Source organism: Leclercia sp. LSNIH1 (assembly GCF_002902985.1).
Classification (GTDB): Bacteria; Pseudomonadota; Gammaproteobacteria; order Enterobacterales; family Enterobacteriaceae; genus Enterobacter.
Genome location: NZ_CP026167.1, coordinates 2,533,408 through 2,549,500, shown reverse-complemented (window position 1 = coordinate 2,549,500; position 16,093 = coordinate 2,533,408). Strand labels below are relative to the sequence as shown.

Below are 16,093 nucleotides of genomic sequence, written 5' to 3'. Positions count from 1 at the left end.
TTTCGCCGAAACCGCCGGGGAGATAGCGCCTGTCATGCAAAACCCGTATCATTGCGCGCTTTCCGTACGATATAAGTGATCCCCATGACTCAAACGTTTATCCCCGGCAAAGACGCCGCCCTGGAAGATTCCATCGCTCGCTTCCAGCAAAAACTGACCGACCTGGGCTTTAACATCGAAGAGGCCTCCTGGCTCAACCCGGTTCCCCACGTCTGGTCTGTGCATATTCGCGATAAAGAGTGCGCGCTGTGCTTTACCAATGGCAAAGGTGCAACCAAAAAAGCGGCGCTGGCCTCTGCGCTGGGTGAGTATTTTGAACGTCTGTCCACTAACTATTTCTTTGCCGATTTCTGGCTGGGCGAGACCGTGGCGAATGGCCCGTTTGTTCACTATCCAAATGAAAAATGGTTCCCGCTGACCGAAGATGACGAACTGCCGGAAGGGATCCTCGACGATCGCCTGCGTGCGTTTTACGATCTGGAGAATCAACTGACCGCCAGCATGCTGGTTGATTTGCAGTCAGGTAATGAAGATCGCGGTATCTGCGCCCTGCCGTTTACCCGCCAGTCTGATGAGCAAACCGTCTATATTCCGATGAACATCGTCGGCAACCTGTATGTCTCCAACGGCATGTCAGCCGGTAACACCCGCAACGAAGCGCGTGTTCAGGGTCTGTCCGAAGTCTTTGAGCGCCATATTAAAAACCGCATTATCGCGGAATCTATCAGCCTGCCGGAGATCCCGGCTGATGTGCTGGCCCGCTACCCGGGCGTGGTGGAGTCCATTGCCAAACTGGAAGCAGAAGGTTTCCCAATCTTCGCCTATGACGGCTCGCTGGGCGGGAAGTATCCGGTTATCTGCGTGGTGCTGTTCAACCCGGCGAACGGCACCTGCTTCGCCTCCTTCGGGGCGCACCCGGACTTTGGCGTAGCGCTGGAGCGTACCGTCACGGAACTGCTGCAGGGCCGTAGCCTGAAAGATCTCGATGTCTTCACTCCGCCGACGTTTGATGACGAAGAAGTGGCGGAACATGCCAACCTGGAAACGCACTTCATCGACTCCAGCGGCTCTATCTCCTGGGATCTGTTTAAGCAGGACGCGGATTATCCGTTTGTTGACTGGAGCTTCTCCGGCACCACAGAAGAAGAGTTCGCCACGCTGATGGCTATCTTCACTGCCGAAGGGCAGGAAGTGTACATCGCCGATTATGAACATCTGGGCGTCTACGCCTGCCGTATTCTGGTGCCGGGCATGTCCGACATCTATCCGGTAGAAGATCTGTGGCTGGCCAATAACAGCATGGGCAGCCATCTGCGCGAAACCCTGCTGGCGCTGCCGGAGAGCGCATGGGAGAAAGAGGACTACCTGAACCTTATTACCCAGCTGGACGACGAAGGTCATGACGACTTCACCCGCGTACGCGAGCTGCTGGGGCTGGCGACGGGCAAAGACAACGGCTGGTATACCCTGCGTATTGGCGAGCTGAAGGCGATGCTGGCGCTGGCAGGCGGCGATCTGGAACAGGCGCTGATCTGGACCGAATGGACCATCGAGTTCAACGCCTCGGTATTCAGCGCGGAGCGTGCAAACTACTACCGTTGCCTGCAGACCCTGCTGTTGCTGGCGCAGGAAGAAGAGCGTCAGCCGCTGCAGTACCTCAATGCCTTTACCCGTATGTACGGCGCCGAAGCGGTAGAGAATGCCAGCGCGGCCCTGAGCGGCGAAGCGCCGTTCTATGGCTTGCAGGCGGTGGACAGCGATCTGAAAGCCTTCCCTGCGCACCAGTCCTTGCTGAAAGCCTATGAGAAATTGCAGAAAGCAAAAAGCGCGTACTGGGCTAAATAACGTTACATACCATTACAAACAGTAGGCGAATACAATCACCTACGTTATATTACGGGGCAATTTTATTGCCCCGTTTTATTTTTACGGTAATAAATCTTTGGTTGTAATAATTAAGTTAAATATTGGTAGCTATAATAATAGCGGCCTGACAGTTATTGTTACTTTTTATATGAAATACTCCATTTTAATTAACTGTCGGAGTAAGCGTCAGGAGAAAAAAATCAACTCATTTTGTAACTTTTAAAATTTATTTTTATCAGGATAATCAAAAACTTACTCCGTATTTGCTGTAAAACCACGCACTTTGCGGGCCTATAAGCCAGGCGAGATATGATCTACATCAATTTCTCTTCTATAATGCTTTGTTAGTATCTCGTCGCCGACTTAATAAAGAGAGAGTTAGTGTGAAAGCTGACAACCCTTTTGATCTTTTACTCCCAGCTGCAATGGCAAAAGTTGCCGAAGAAGCGGGTGTCTATAAAGCAACGAAACAACCGATGACGACGTTCTTCTTGGCGATTACCGCCGGCGTGTTCATCTCCATCGCCTTCGTTTTCTATATCACTGCGACCACCGGTACCGCCGCGATGCCTTACGGTATTGCCAAGCTGATTGGTGGCATCTGTTTCTCGCTGGGCCTGATTCTCTGCGTCATTTGCGGCGCCGATCTCTTTACCTCGACGGTGCTTATCGTCGTGGCGAAAGCCAGCGGCAGAATCACCTGGGGTCAACTGGCCAAAAACTGGATCAACGTTTATATCGGTAACCTGATTGGTGCCCTACTCTTTGTTCTGTTGATGTGGTTGTCCGGGGAGTATATGACAGCCAACGGCGGCTGGGGCCTGAATGTCCTGCAAACCGCCGACCATAAAATGCACCATACATTTATTGAAGCCGTTGCCCTTGGCATCCTGGCGAACCTGATGGTCTGCCTGGCGGTCTGGATGAGTTACTCCGGTCGCAGCCTGATGGATAAAGCGATGATCATGGTTCTGCCTGTCGCCATGTTCGTTGCCAGCGGCTTTGAACACAGCATTGCAAACATGTTTATGATCCCTTTCGGTATCGTAATCCGTGACTTTGCCAGCCCGGAGTTCTGGACCGCAGTTGGTTCAAGCCCGGAGAATTTCTCTCACCTGACCGTTATGAACTTCATTACTGATAACCTGATCCCGGTCACAATCGGGAACATTATCGGCGGTGGTCTGCTGGTTGGGTTGACATACTGGGTCATTTACCTGCGTGGCGATAACCATCATTAACGGTTGTCTCAGGCAGTAAATAAAAAATCCACTTAAGAAGGTAGGTGTTACATGTCCGAACTTAATGAAAAGTTAGCCACAGCATGGGAAGGTTTTGCCAAAGGTGATTGGCAGAATGAAGTCAACGTTCGTGACTTCATCCAGAAAAACTACACCCCATATGAAGGTGACGAATCCTTCCTGGCCGGTGCCACCGACGCAACCACTGCCCTGTGGGATAGCGTTATGGAAGGCGTTAAGCAGGAAAACCGCACTCACGCGCCTGTTGATTTCGACACCTCCATCGCGTCCACCATCACTTCTCACGACGCGGGTTATATCAACAAGTCCCTCGAGAAGATTGTTGGTCTGCAAACTGAAGCGCCACTGAAACGTGCGATTATCCCGTTCGGTGGTATTAAAATGGTTGAAGGTTCCTGCAAAGCGTACAATCGCGAGCTGGACCCAATGCTGAAAAAAATCTTCACCGAATACCGCAAAACCCACAACCAGGGCGTGTTTGACGTTTATACCAAAGACATCCTGAACTGCCGTAAATCTGGCGTCCTGACCGGCCTGCCAGATGCCTATGGCCGTGGCCGTATCATCGGTGACTACCGTCGCGTTGCGCTGTACGGTATCGACTTCCTGATGAAAGACAAATACGCCCAGTTCCAGTCTCTGCAGTCCGACCTGGAAAATGGCGTAAACCTGGAAGCCACTATCCGTCTGCGTGAAGAGATTGCTGAACAGCACCGCGCGCTGGGTCAGATCAAAGAGATGGCAGCGAAATACGGTTGCGATATCTCCGGCCCTGCAACCAACGCTCAGGAAGCGATCCAGTGGACCTACTTCGGTTACCTGGCTGCGGTTAAGTCTCAGAACGGTGCAGCAATGTCCTTCGGTCGTGTATCCACCTTCCTGGATGCATACATCGAACGTGACCTGAAAGCAGGCAAAATCAACGAACAAGACGCTCAGGAAATGATTGACCACCTGGTCATGAAACTGCGTATGGTTCGCTTTCTGCGTACCCCAGAATATGATGAGCTGTTCTCTGGTGACCCAATCTGGGCAACGGAATCCATCGGTGGTATGGGCGTAGATGGCCGTACTCTGGTAACCAAAAACAGCTTCCGCTTCCTGAACACCCTGTACACCATGGGGCCGTCTCCGGAGCCGAACATCACCGTTCTGTGGTCTGAAAAACTGCCGCTGAATTTCAAGAAATTCGCCGCTAAAGTCTCCATCGACACCTCTTCTCTGCAGTATGAGAACGATGATCTGATGCGTCCTGACTTCAACAACGATGACTACGCTATCGCTTGCTGCGTAAGCCCAATGGTTGTTGGTAAACAAATGCAGTTCTTCGGTGCGCGTGCAAACCTGGCGAAAACCATGCTGTACGCAATCAACGGCGGCGTTGATGAAAAACTAAAAATGCAGGTTGGTCCTAAGTCTGAGCCGATCAAAGGCGACGTGCTGAACTATGACGAAGTCATGGATCGCATGGATCACTTCATGGACTGGCTGGCTAAACAGTATGTCACCGCGCTGAACGTCATTCACTACATGCACGACAAGTACAGCTACGAAGCCTCTCTGATGGCGCTGCATGACCGTGACGTCGTGCGCACCATGGCATGTGGTATCGCAGGCCTGTCCGTTGCGGCTGACTCCCTGTCTGCTATCAAATATGCGAAAGTTAAACCAATTCGTGACGAAGACGGTCTGGCTATCGACTTCGAAATCGAAGGCGAATATCCGCAGTTTGGTAACAACGACGCTCGCGTTGATGACATGGCGGTTGACCTGGTAGAACGTTTCATGAAGAAAATTCAGAAACTCACTACTTACCGTAACGCTATCCCGACTCAGTCTGTTCTGACCATCACCTCTAACGTTGTGTATGGTAAGAAAACCGGTAACACCCCAGACGGTCGTCGTGCTGGCGCGCCATTCGGACCAGGTGCTAACCCAATGCACGGCCGTGACCAGAAAGGTGCTGTTGCCTCTCTGACCTCCGTTGCAAAACTGCCGTTTGCTTACGCTAAAGATGGTATCTCTTACACCTTCTCTATCGTTCCAAATGCGCTGGGTAAAGATGACGAAGTGCGTAAAACCAACCTCGCGGGTCTGATGGACGGTTACTTCCATCATGAAGCGTCCATCGAAGGTGGTCAGCACCTGAACGTGAACGTTATGAACCGTGAAATGCTGCTCGATGCGATGGAACACCCGGAAAAATATCCGCAGCTGACCATCCGTGTATCTGGCTACGCAGTACGTTTTAACTCGCTGACTAAAGAGCAGCAGAAAGACGTTATTACCCGTACTTTCACTCAGTCCATGTAAGTGGATTTGACTGAAATCGCGCAGTAATAGGCGTACAATAAAGGCTCCACGCAAGTGGGGCCTTTTTAACACCCCCCGCTCCGCAGTCTCTTTTGCCCGCTATCTATAATAAATGGATAACAGCCAAAACAGACTCGACACAGCCAACGAGTTGTGCACATACACAGGCCCCGGAAGGGCCGAACCTGGAGATATCACCGCAATGTCAACTATTGGTCGCATCCACTCCTTTGAGTCCTGTGGTACCGTCGATGGCCCGGGCATCCGTTTTATTACCTTCTTCCAGGGCTGCCTGATGCGCTGCATGTATTGCCATAACCGCGATACATGGGATACCCACGGCGGCAAAGAGGTCACCGTTGAAGAATTAATGAAAGAAGTGGTGACCTATCGCCACTTTATGAACGCCTCTGGCGGCGGCGTAACCGCATCTGGCGGGGAAGCGATCCTGCAGGCCGAGTTTGTGCGCGACTGGTTCCGCGCCTGCCGTAAAGAGGGTATTCATACCTGTCTGGATACCAATGGCTTTGTCCGTCGCTACGATCCGGTGATCGACGAACTGCTGGAAGTGACCGATCTGGTGATGCTCGATCTCAAGCAGATGAACGATGAAATTCACCAGAACCTGGTGGGGGTCTCGAACCATCGCACTCTGGAGTTCGCAAAATACATCTCCGCCAAAGGCATTAAAACCTGGATCCGTTATGTCGTCGTTCCAGGCTGGTCAGATGATGATGACTCTGCCCACCGTCTGGGTGGGTTCACGCGTGATATGGGCAATGTCGAGAAAATTGAATTGCTGCCGTATCACGAGCTGGGCAAGCATAAATGGGTGGCGATGGGCGAAGAATACAAACTTGATGGCGTGAAGCCGCCGAAGAAAGAGACCATGGAACGCGTAAAAGGCATTCTGGAGCAGTACGGTCACAAGGTCATGTATTAGCAAAACGCCCGGTTTTTACCGGGCGTTCTATTTATTAGTCAAAGACACCATTAATAATGGTCGTCACAATTGCCGTACTCAGCGCAATTAACACCAGATCCTTGCCGACTACCCGCCATTCATAACCAGGGTAAGAAGGCAATTGACCTAACATTGAAGCCGGTACACTCTTTTTCGCAATTCCCGGCGGCAGAGGTTTACCGCGGGCGAGGTTTTTCGCAATCCCCGGCGGCAGTGAGTCATAACCTGTTAAGCCATAGTTCAGTGCCAGATGACGGGCATGATCGTAACTGACACGTGCATCCACATCCTCTCTTACGCTTTTATTGGATTTGCCGGAAGTGTGGTTACCGTTATTTTGTTTATTACCATGATTATCGGAATTCCCCTTCCCGGAATTTCCGTTACCATGATTACCGCTATTACCTTGCCCGCCGCCATTGCCGTGGCCATTTCCATTCCCATTGCCTGGATTAGCCATAACAGGTGCAGTTGCAAATGATAAAGACAACACTACTGCCAGCGCGGTAGTGGTAAAACGACGAGTAGACATAATCGCTGCCTTTTAGTGGAAGAACGCCTCTGAATTATCGCCTGGCATGATAAACAAACAATGCGTAAAACTCTTAGATGTGACAAAGACAAAAAAGCCTGTCATCGACAGGCTTTTATTTGTTCAGGCATGCGCCACTGGCGTCGGGTGTTCGCCCGCCTTGCGCAGCAACATTAAGAGATAAATAAACGACACGCTGGCGATCATTATAAACAGCAGATTGTCAGAATAGTTCTGCATCAGCATGGCAGTAAAGGTCGGGCCCAGCAAACTGCCGATGGTGTAACTCAGCAGCAGCGCCTGGTTCATCGCCACCAGCTGATGATGCTCCACTTTTTCACAGGCCCAGGCCATCGCCACCGGATAGAGGGTAAAGCCAGCCGCGCCCAGAATAAACAGTGCAGGCGCCATGGCGGCATTACTGAGCATGGCAAAGCACCCCATGATCACCACGAAGACCTGTACGCGCAGCACCAGCAGACGCCCGAAGCGGTCGGCAAGACGCCCCACCGGCCATTGCCCGACAATCCCGGCGCTGACCATCACCGCCATCCAGAAACCGATCCCGGAATCACTGACCCCCTGATGGTTGAGATAGAGCGGCATCAGACCATACAGCGAACCCAGCACAATCCCGGAGATGATGCAGCCATTAACGCCCAGACGCGCCTGGCGCAGTCTCAGCATCGGCCAGACGTGGGTCGCTTCCTGATGCTCGCTGCTCTGGTTCACAATGCGCGTAAAGAGCAGCGGCAGAATCGCGGCCAGCACCATGCCCGTCACCCACGGCAGGACGCTCATCAGGTCGGTCGGAAGCTTGCTGACCATCAACTGGCCCAGCACGGTCCCGACATAATAGACCATCATATAGGCCGCCAGCAGGCGACCGCGGTTGCGGGAGGTACCGCTGCACATCAGGGCGCTTTCCACGACCACCCAGATCATGGCGCAGCCTACGCCGGCAATAAAGCGCCAGACCATCCAGCTCCAGAAGCCCACCATCAGCCCCAGCCCGGCACAGCCGGCAGCAAAAATAAGCGACGCCAGATAGTAGCTGCGGTTAAAGCCAAAGCGTTTGATCAGGCTTCCCGTCATTAATGTTCCCAGCAGGTTGCCGGTAAAAAAGGACGAGCTGACCATGCCAACCTGCCAGGTCGGTAGATTTTCATGGGCGAGCCACAGCGGGACGAGCGTGTTTAACACCGCGATCGCGAGGGTCAGCAAAAGCAGGCCACAGAGCAACAGGAGCACTGGCCGGGTATAGGTCGACATGGATTAAAAACCGTGAGGAAGTTCAGATTTCGTGCGCATCATGCCACTGGCAAAAACAAAGTCAATCCACCCTCTTGAGCCGCAAGCACGATAAGGTCCCTGTCGATTGAAAAAACTCATCCTGCTAATGGAATGGTGGCTATCAATAATAGTTATGTGTTTGTTTTTATTTATGTACCGACAAACTTAAAGCCAAACGACAGAAGAAAAATTTCATGATCGAAAATAAAAAAACCGGGCACTATGTCCCGGCTTTATATAACAAAAATCAGCGTTAACTGGCGACAGCCATCCCAACAGTCATATGCAGACCGTAAAAGACGCCGCGCCCCAGTAATTCGCCCGCCAGCACCAGCACAAATGCCAGCGACAATATCGGTAACGCAGGTTGATAGCCTTTAAGCTGCGGTACAATCCAGCAGGCCAGCGCGACCGCTAACAGCACCACGCGCCAGGCCATCAGCGAGCCGTAATCCGGCACGAGGGCTGACGCCTGCTGAATGGAGCTGCTGATGGTTGCGAGTTCCGCCCCCTGCATCAGGGCAACGATGGCGCTCACCACCAGCGCCAGCAGGGAGACGACGGGCAGCAAACGCATGGCCCAGCCATCCACACCCGCCACGCGCAGCAGCAGGAAACCCAGCAGAGGCCCGCCGATAAACATCGTCAGGAAGAAGCTCATTGGGGTCCAGACGCTGTACCAGGTCGGCACGGTGTCGATCGTGTTATAGACCCGAACCATCATCCAGACGAACACCACGCCCAGCACCATAGTAACAATCAGCCACAGGCTGCGCAGCCCGGCAGGCAGCTTCTTCATCGCGGCCAGCAGCCAGCCCAGACCACCAACAGCAAAGAAGATCGCCCCGCTGGCAATCTCATTGCTGAGGGATGAGGCCCCCACACGGTTGAGGGAGTTGAACGCGCGCATCGGCGAGCCCAGGTGCAGCGTGGAGGCGATAAAGCCGATGCCCATCAGCACCCACAGGCCAAACATACTCAGCACCAGACGCTGCTGTTGTTCAGCCTTCAGATCACCTTTTAACAGCGCCAGCGCGAGCACAATAAAACCGCCCGCCACGCACTGTCCTAAGACGGTAAAAATCATTAACGGCCATTCATGCCATCCGCTTCCCATCTCACACCTCCTTTGGATTGGCCAGATAGCCGGTGGTATCACCCGTTGGTCGGCTGTTGGCATTGGGTTTAATGACGATACTCGGCTTCGTAAAGTGCGCAGACGGCAGCGGCGCGACCGCAGCCAGCTTGCCGTACTTCTGGCGCAGCTCGGCAATCGGACCGAAATCCAGCGCCCGTAGCGGGCAGGACTCCACGCAAATTGGCTTTTTGCCTTCCGCCACGCGGTCATGGCAGCCGTCGCACTTGGTCATATGGCCTTTGGCGGCGTTGTACTGCGGTGCGCCGTATGGGCAGGCCATATGGCAGTAACGACAGCCGATGCAGACATCTTCATTCACCACGACAAAACCGTCGTCGCGCTTGTGCATCGCGCCGCTCGGGCACACCTTGGTACAGGCGGGATCTTCGCAGTGGTTGCAGGCAATAGAGAGATAGTAGGCAAAGACGTTCTGATGCCAGACGCCGTTGTCCTCCTGCCAGTCACCGCCTGCGTACTCGTAGATGCGGCGGAAGCTGACATCCGGCGTCAGATCCTTATAGTCTTTACAGGCCAGCTCGCAGGTTTTACACCCGGTGCAGCGGCTGGAATCAATAAAAAAATCCATACTGAGTGGTCATCGGCTACTCCTTACGCCTTTTCAACCTGAACAAGGTTACTGTGAGACGGATTGCCTTTCGCCAGCGGCGACGGGCGTTGCGTGGTGAGCACGTTAATGCAGCCAGCCTGATCGACGCGGTTGGCGTCCGGGTTGTACCAGGCGCCTTCACCTAGCGCGACGACGCCCGGCAGAATACGCGGCGTCACTTTGGCTTCAATGTGCACTTCGCCACGACTGTTAAAGATCCGTACCCGGTCGCCGTTGGCGATCCCGCGGGCCTTAGCATCCAGCGGATTGATCCACATCTCCTGACGGCAGGCCGCCTTAAGGACATCAACGTTACCGTAGGTAGAGTGCGTACGCGCCTTGTAGTGGAAGCCGGTCAACTGCAGCGGGAAGGATTTGACCTGCGGATCGTCGTAGTTTTCGAAGCCCGGGCTGTAAACCGGGAGTGGATCGATCACATCGTCTTTCTCAAGCTCCCACGTCGCGGCAATCTGCGCCAGTTCAGCGGAATAGATCTCAATTTTGCCTGACGGGGTGGTCAGCGGATTGGCAACAGGATCGGCACGGAAGGCTTTATACGCCACGTGGTGCCCTTCCGGGTCACGCTTTTTGAACATGCCTTGCTGGCGGAATTCATCAAATGACGGCAACTCCGGGATGGCCTCACGGGACTGCTCGTACAGGTGGCGCATCCACCCTTCCTGGGTGCGTCCCTCGGTGAACTGTTGCTCAACGCCCATACGTTTCGCCAGCTCTGTGGTCATCTCATAGATGGTTTTGCAGCCGAAGCGCGGTTTGATCGCCTGGTCCGCAAAAATCACATACGACATATTGCCGCAGGAGGCATCAAGGGCGAAATCCATCTGTTCAGAGGCGGTGCAGTCTGGCAGCAAAATGTCGGCATACTTCGCCGAGGAAGTCATATGGCAGTCCACCACCACAATCAGCTCGCATTTTTTATCATCCTGCAGGATCTCATGGGTACGGTTGATCTGCGAATGCTGGTTGATCAGGCAGTTCCCGGCGTAGTTCCAGACCATTTTAATTGGCACGTCGAGTTTATCTTTGCCGCGTACCCCATCACGGGTGGCGGTCATTTCCGGGCCGCGCTCGATGGCATCGGTCCACATAAACATTGAGATGCTGGTCTTAACCGGGTTTTCCAGGGTCGGCATGCGTACAAAGGGCAGTGAATATGAGCCTTCACGCGCGCCGCTGTTGCCACCGTTAATCCCCACATTGCCGGTCAAAATGGCCAGCATGGCGATAGCGCGGGAGACCAGTTCGCCATTCGCATGACGCTGCGGCCCCCAGCCCTGAGAGATAAAGGCAGGCTTCGCCCCGGCAATTTCACGTGCCAGTTTAATGATGCGCGCCTCGGGAATGCCGGTGATGGCCGCGGCCCAGGCCGGGGTTTTGGCGATGCCGTCATTGCCCTGGCCGAGAATATAGGCTTTATAGTGGCCGTTCGCCGGTGCCCCTTCCGGCAGCGTTTTTTCGTCGTAGCCGACGCAATATTTGTCGAGGAAAGGCTGGTCGACGAGGTTTTCAGTGATCATCACCCACGCCAGGGCAGAGATCAGCGCTGCATCGGTGCCAGGACGGATGGGGATCCACTCATCTTCGCGCCCTGCCCCGGTGTCGGTATAGCGCGGGTCAATGACGATCATCCGGGCTTGCGATTTTTCCCGCGCCTGTTCGACGTAGTACGTTACCCCGCCGCCGCTCATGCGCGTTTCGCCAGGGTTATTGCCGAACAGGACCACCAGCTTGCTGTTTTCGATATCCGACGGGCTGTTGCCATCTGCCCACCCGCCATAGGTGTAGTTCAGGCCAGCGGCAATTTGTGCGGTTGAGTAGTCACCGTAATGGTTAAGGTATCCCCCGCAGCAGTTCATCAGACGGGCGATCAGGGTTTTTCCCGGCGGCCAGGAGCGGGTCATGGTGCCGCCGAGGGTGCCGGTGCCGTAGTTCAGATAGATAGATTCGTTACCGTAATCTTTAATCAGACGCTGCATCGTACCGGCGATGGTGTTAAAGGCCTCTTCCCAGCTGATGGGTTCGAACTTGCCTTCGCCGCGTTTACCCACGCGCTTCATCGGCTGCTTCAGGCGATCCGGGTTATAGACACGACGGCGCATTGAGCGGCCGCGCAGGCAGGCGCGAACCTGATGTAATCCTTCGTAGTTATCGTCCCCGGTATTGTCGGTCTCAACATATTTAATTTCACCGTCAACGACATGCATGCGCAGTGGACAGCGGCTGCCGCAGTTTACCGTGCAGGCGCTCCAGACCACTTTCTCATCAGGTTTAACGGTCTCAGTGGCTTGTGCAGCCGATGCCAGACGTGAAAAAGGCAATGTGAATGCGCTACTGGCAACAGCCAGGCCGCCAATCGCCGTGGTTTTCATCAATCCACGTCGACTCACCTCAGCAGCCAGCAGAGCTTCAGGCGTTTTCATTTTCATAGACTCTCACTTTGATTGCTCACAAAGTTCAAAGGTGCGGTAACAACCGCTATATAGTTTTTTATATAAAGATACCGTGCGTTAGCAGACGTTTACGCTAACCAACTGTTTGGAAAGTATTACTACTTTAGAGGGAGGGGATATTGCCTGACATCAAAACCGGGGCATAAAAAAAGCGCCCGCAGGCGCTTTTTACTTAAAAACAATTTAACCGATGTACTGCTGGCCTTTCATATACGGACGCAGCACTTCAGGAATTTCGATACGGCCGTCCGCCTGCTGGTAGTTTTCCAGCACCGCGACCAGCGTACGTCCCACTGCCAGACCGGAGCCGTTCAGGGTGTGCACCAGACGGGTTTTCTTGTCGGATTTGCTGCGGCAGCGAGCCTGCATGCGGCGCGCCTGGAAATCGCCTACGTTAGAGCAGGAGGAGATTTCACGGTAGGTTCCCTGCGCCGGTACCCACACTTCGAGGTCGAAGGTTTTGCAGGCGCCAAAGCCCATGTCACCGGTACACAGCGCCACGCGGCGGTACGGCAGACCCAGCAGCTCCAGCACTTTTTCCGCGTGACCGGTCATCTCTTCCAGCGCCGCCATGGACTCTTCCGGACGCACGATCTGCACCATTTCGACTTTGTCGAACTGGTGCATACGGATCAGACCGCGGGTATCACGGCCATAAGAGCCCGCTTCAGAACGGAAGCATGGAGAGTGCGCCGTCAGTTTGATCGGCAGATCGTCTTCGTCGATGATCTCATCGCGCACAAGGTTGGTCAGCGGCACTTCTGCCGTTGGGATCAGCGCGTAGTTGCTGCTGTCGGCTTCTTCATCCAGTGGACGGGTGTGGAACAGATCGCCGGCAAATTTCGGCAGCTGGCCGGTACCATACAGCGTATCGTGGTTCACCAGATACGGTACGTAGGTTTCGCTGTAGCCGTGCTGCTCGGTGTGCAGATCCAGCATGAACTGGGCCAGCGCGCGGTGCAGATGGGCTATCTGACCTTTCATCACCACAAAGCGGGAACCGGTCAGCTTAACGGCAGCGGCAAAATCGAGCCCCGCGTGCATTTCGCCCAGCGTAACGTGATCGCGAACCTCGAAGTCGAACTCGCGAGGCGTGCCCCAGCGTTTCACTTCGACGTTGTCGTTTTCGTCTTTACCGACAGGAACACTGTCGTCAGGGGTATTCGGGATCGCCAGCGCGATTTCACGAATTTCGGCCTGAAGAACGTCCAGCTCGGCTTTCGCCTGATCCAGTTCTTCACCCAGCTTGTTCACTTCCAGGCGTAATGGCTCAATGTCTTCCCCGCGCGCTTTCGCCTGGCCGATGGATTTCGATCGAGAGTTACGCTCTGCCTGCAAGTTTTCTGTTTGTACCTGCAGAACTTTACGACGCTCTTCAAGAGCGCGCAGCTTATCTACATCCAGTTTATAGCCCCGGCGTGCCAGTTTTTCAGCGACTGCGTCTGGCTCATTACGCAGCAGATTGGGATCGAGCATGCTTATCCTGTGCTTATCGAATTAAAATAGGAAATGTGACCACAGCCTGCGGTCACAAGGATACAATTGCCAACATTACCGCAACGATAGCCCTAACGGTAGCGTTTTATAGGGCTATTTTGATCCTGTCCGGCAAGCCAGGCGAGCTTTTCGCCAATCTTACCCTCAAGGCCTCTGTTTGTCGGGTGATAGTAGCGTGTTTGTGCCATTTCCTGCGGGAAATACTCCTCCCCGGCGGCGTAGGCGTTGGGCTCGTCGTGGGCATAGCGATACGCCTCACCGTAACCCATCTCTTTCATCAGTTTGGTCGGCGCGTTGCGCAGATGGACTGGAACATCGTAATCAGGACGTTCGCGGGCATCGGACATCGCCGCTTTGAAGGCGGTATAGACAGCATTACTTTTGGGTGCGCAGGCCAGATAGACAATGGCCTGGGCAATGGCGCGTTCGCCTTCGGCAGGTCCGACACGGGTAAAGCAGTCCCAGGCGGAAAGTGCCACCTGCATGGCGCGCGGATCGGCGTTACCGACATCTTCGGAGGCAATCGCCAGACAGCGGCGGGCGACATACAGCGGATCGCCTCCGGCAGTGATAATGCGCGCATACCAGTAAAGCGCGGCATCGGGCGCACTGCCGCGCACTGATTTGTGTAGCGCCGAGATCAGATCGTAAAAACGATCGCCTTTATTATCAAAACGCGCGCTACGTTCACCGGCGATTTCGGTCAGCAGCGCCGGGAGCAATACCCGCTTGCCGCTGTCGTCGGTTTCGGCCATATCGGCCATCATCTCCAGGGTATTCAGCGCCCGGCGCGCATCACCGTTAACCAGCTCGGCAATGGCGCGACGCGTCTCGTCAGGCAGCACGATATCCTGGCCGCCGTAGCCCCGGGCCTTGTCGGTCATCGCCTGCGTCAGCACCTGCTCGATATCATCGGTGGTTAACGATTTCAGCAGATAGACACGGGCGCGGGACAGCAGCGCCGAGTTCAGTTCAAACGAGGGGTTTTCCGTGGTGGCGCCGATAAAGGTGATGGTGCCGTCTTCAATATGCGGCAGGAAGGCATCCTGCTGGCTTTTATTGAAGCGGTGGACTTCGTCAACAAACAGGATCGTGCGGCGTCCGGCATTGCGGTTCTGCCGCGCCCGTTCGATGGCTTCGCGGATCTCTTTCACGCCGGAGGTGACGGCGGAGATGCGCTCGACATCTGCATCAGCATAGCGGGCGATCACTTCCGCCAGGGTCGTTTTACCGGTGCCCGGTGGCCCCCAGAGGATCATCGAGTGCAGATGCCCGGCCTCAATCGCGCGTGGCAAGGGCTTGCCCGCGGCCAGCAGATGCTGCTGACCGATATACTGCGCTAAATTTTCTGGCCGCATACGGGCGGCCAGAGGTTGAAACGCATTATCTGAAAAATCGAGCGACAGGTTGCTCACTCACGCCTCTTACTTATTACGTTGATCGTCCACCGTTACGCCCTTCGGCGGGGTAAAGGTGAATTTCGATGCATCGACGGCACCGTTCTGCTGGGATTTCAGCTGATAGCTGCTGCGCTGATCGTCCTGCTCCACGGCGCTGAATTGATTGATGGTGCCGTTGCTGCTCACGTTGATGGTGAACTGTTTCAGGTTGCCCGTGCTGCCTTTCGGGGTCAGCACAAACTCATCGCCGCTCTGTTTGATGTTGTACTGCTGCCAGTCGCTGGACTGGTTACGGGCGATCAGCATAAACGGCGTGTTGCTGGTGGCATCATTCAGCCAGGTGGCGGTGGCCTGCTCAACAAACGGGTTAAAGAACCACAGGGTTTTACCGTCGGAGACAAGGATACTTTCGTCCGGCTGGGTCATATGCCAGTTAAAGAGATTCGGACGTTTAACCCACAAGTCACCCTGGCCTTCCTGCACCGCGTTGCCGCTGCCGTCAGTCACTTTCTGCGTGAAGCTGGCATGGAAGCTGCTCACTTTATCCAGGCGGCTTTTCAGGTCGCTGGCGGCATCAGCCCAGACGCTACTTGCCACAAAGCCAGTGAGTAATGCACAGGTGATTGCGATTTTTTTCATTGTTTATCCTTACAAAGCGTCTTCCCGAAATGGGGGTTTCTGTCACTATTCTGGACCTGCCCGCAGGCAGGCGACAGAAGAAAATGCTTAATTTTTGCAGCTTTACCCATC

At 54.4% G+C, this 16,093-nt stretch carries 11 protein-coding genes and 1 pseudogene; 4 read left to right on the top strand and 8 right to left on the bottom strand.

Annotated features, from left to right (window positions below; all coding sequences use genetic code 11):
• Positions 1-84: 84 nt before the first annotated feature.
• The 4 genes from ycaO to pflA all read left to right on the top strand — a co-directional run bounded on the left by ycaO (position 85) and on the right by pflA (position 6,384).
• Positions 85-1,845 (top strand): 30S ribosomal protein S12 methylthiotransferase accessory factor YcaO, encoded by a 1,761-nt coding sequence (ycaO, locus tag C2U54_RS12520; protein ID WP_103178917.1) that lies wholly within the window; start codon positions 85-87, stop codon positions 1,843-1,845.
• A 404-nt stretch (positions 1,846-2,249) separates the two neighbouring features.
• Positions 2,250-3,107: a formate transporter FocA gene (focA, locus tag C2U54_RS12515; RefSeq protein WP_139156327.1), complete on the top strand. Its 858-nt coding sequence runs from the start codon at positions 2,250-2,252 to the stop codon at positions 3,105-3,107.
• Positions 3,108-3,158: 51 nt separating this feature from the next.
• On the top strand, positions 3,159-5,441 hold the full coding sequence (gene pflB, locus C2U54_RS12510) for a formate C-acetyltransferase (RefSeq protein ID WP_103178915.1): 2,283 nt from the start codon (positions 3,159-3,161) through the stop codon (positions 5,439-5,441).
• 202 nt (positions 5,442-5,643) lie between these two features.
• Positions 5,644-6,384 carry a pyruvate formate lyase 1-activating protein gene (gene pflA, locus C2U54_RS12505; RefSeq protein WP_103178914.1) on the top strand — a complete coding sequence of 247 codons (741 nt, stop codon included), beginning with the start codon at positions 5,644-5,646 and terminating at the stop codon, positions 6,382-6,384.
• A 34-nt stretch (positions 6,385-6,418) separates the two neighbouring features.
• Here the strand turns inward: pflA and C2U54_RS12500 are convergent, their stop codons facing one another.
• The 8 genes and pseudogenes from C2U54_RS12500 to lolA form a co-directional block, all read right to left on the bottom strand.
• The gene (locus C2U54_RS12500; RefSeq protein WP_103178913.1) at positions 6,419-6,937 is read right to left on the bottom strand and encodes an anti-virulence regulator CigR family protein; all 519 of its coding nucleotides are present in this window, start codon (positions 6,935-6,937) and stop codon (positions 6,419-6,421) included.
• 123 nt (positions 6,938-7,060) lie between these two features.
• A complete protein-coding gene (locus C2U54_RS12495) occupies positions 7,061-8,209 on the bottom strand; it encodes an MFS transporter (protein ID WP_103178912.1) in 1,149 nt (382 codons plus the stop codon).
• A gap of 274 nt (positions 8,210-8,483) precedes the next feature.
• On the bottom strand, positions 8,484-9,347 hold the full coding sequence (locus C2U54_RS12490) for a dimethyl sulfoxide reductase anchor subunit family protein (protein ID WP_103178911.1): 864 nt from the start codon (positions 9,345-9,347) through the stop codon (positions 8,484-8,486).
• Between the two features lies 1 nt (position 9,348).
• Positions 9,349-9,967, bottom strand: a pseudogene (locus tag C2U54_RS12485) (DMSO/selenate family reductase complex B subunit).
• A gap of 10 nt (positions 9,968-9,977) precedes the next feature.
• Complete coding sequence (gene dmsA, locus C2U54_RS12480; protein ID WP_103178910.1) at positions 9,978-12,422, bottom strand: dimethylsulfoxide reductase subunit A; 2,445 nt, start codon at positions 12,420-12,422, stop codon at positions 9,978-9,980.
• 207 nt (positions 12,423-12,629) lie between these two features.
• Complete coding sequence (serS, locus tag C2U54_RS12475) at positions 12,630-13,922, bottom strand: serine--tRNA ligase (protein WP_103178909.1); 1,293 nt, start codon at positions 13,920-13,922, stop codon at positions 12,630-12,632.
• 92 nt (positions 13,923-14,014) lie between these two features.
• Positions 14,015-15,358, bottom strand: coding sequence for a replication-associated recombination protein RarA (rarA, locus tag C2U54_RS12470; protein ID WP_103178908.1), 1,344 nt, complete (start codon positions 15,356-15,358; stop codon positions 14,015-14,017).
• Positions 15,359-15,367: 9 nt separating this feature from the next.
• On the bottom strand, positions 15,368-15,982 hold the full coding sequence (gene lolA / locus C2U54_RS12465; RefSeq protein ID WP_103178907.1) for an outer membrane lipoprotein chaperone LolA: 615 nt from the start codon (positions 15,980-15,982) through the stop codon (positions 15,368-15,370).
• Between the last annotated feature and the right edge of the window lie 111 nt (positions 15,983-16,093).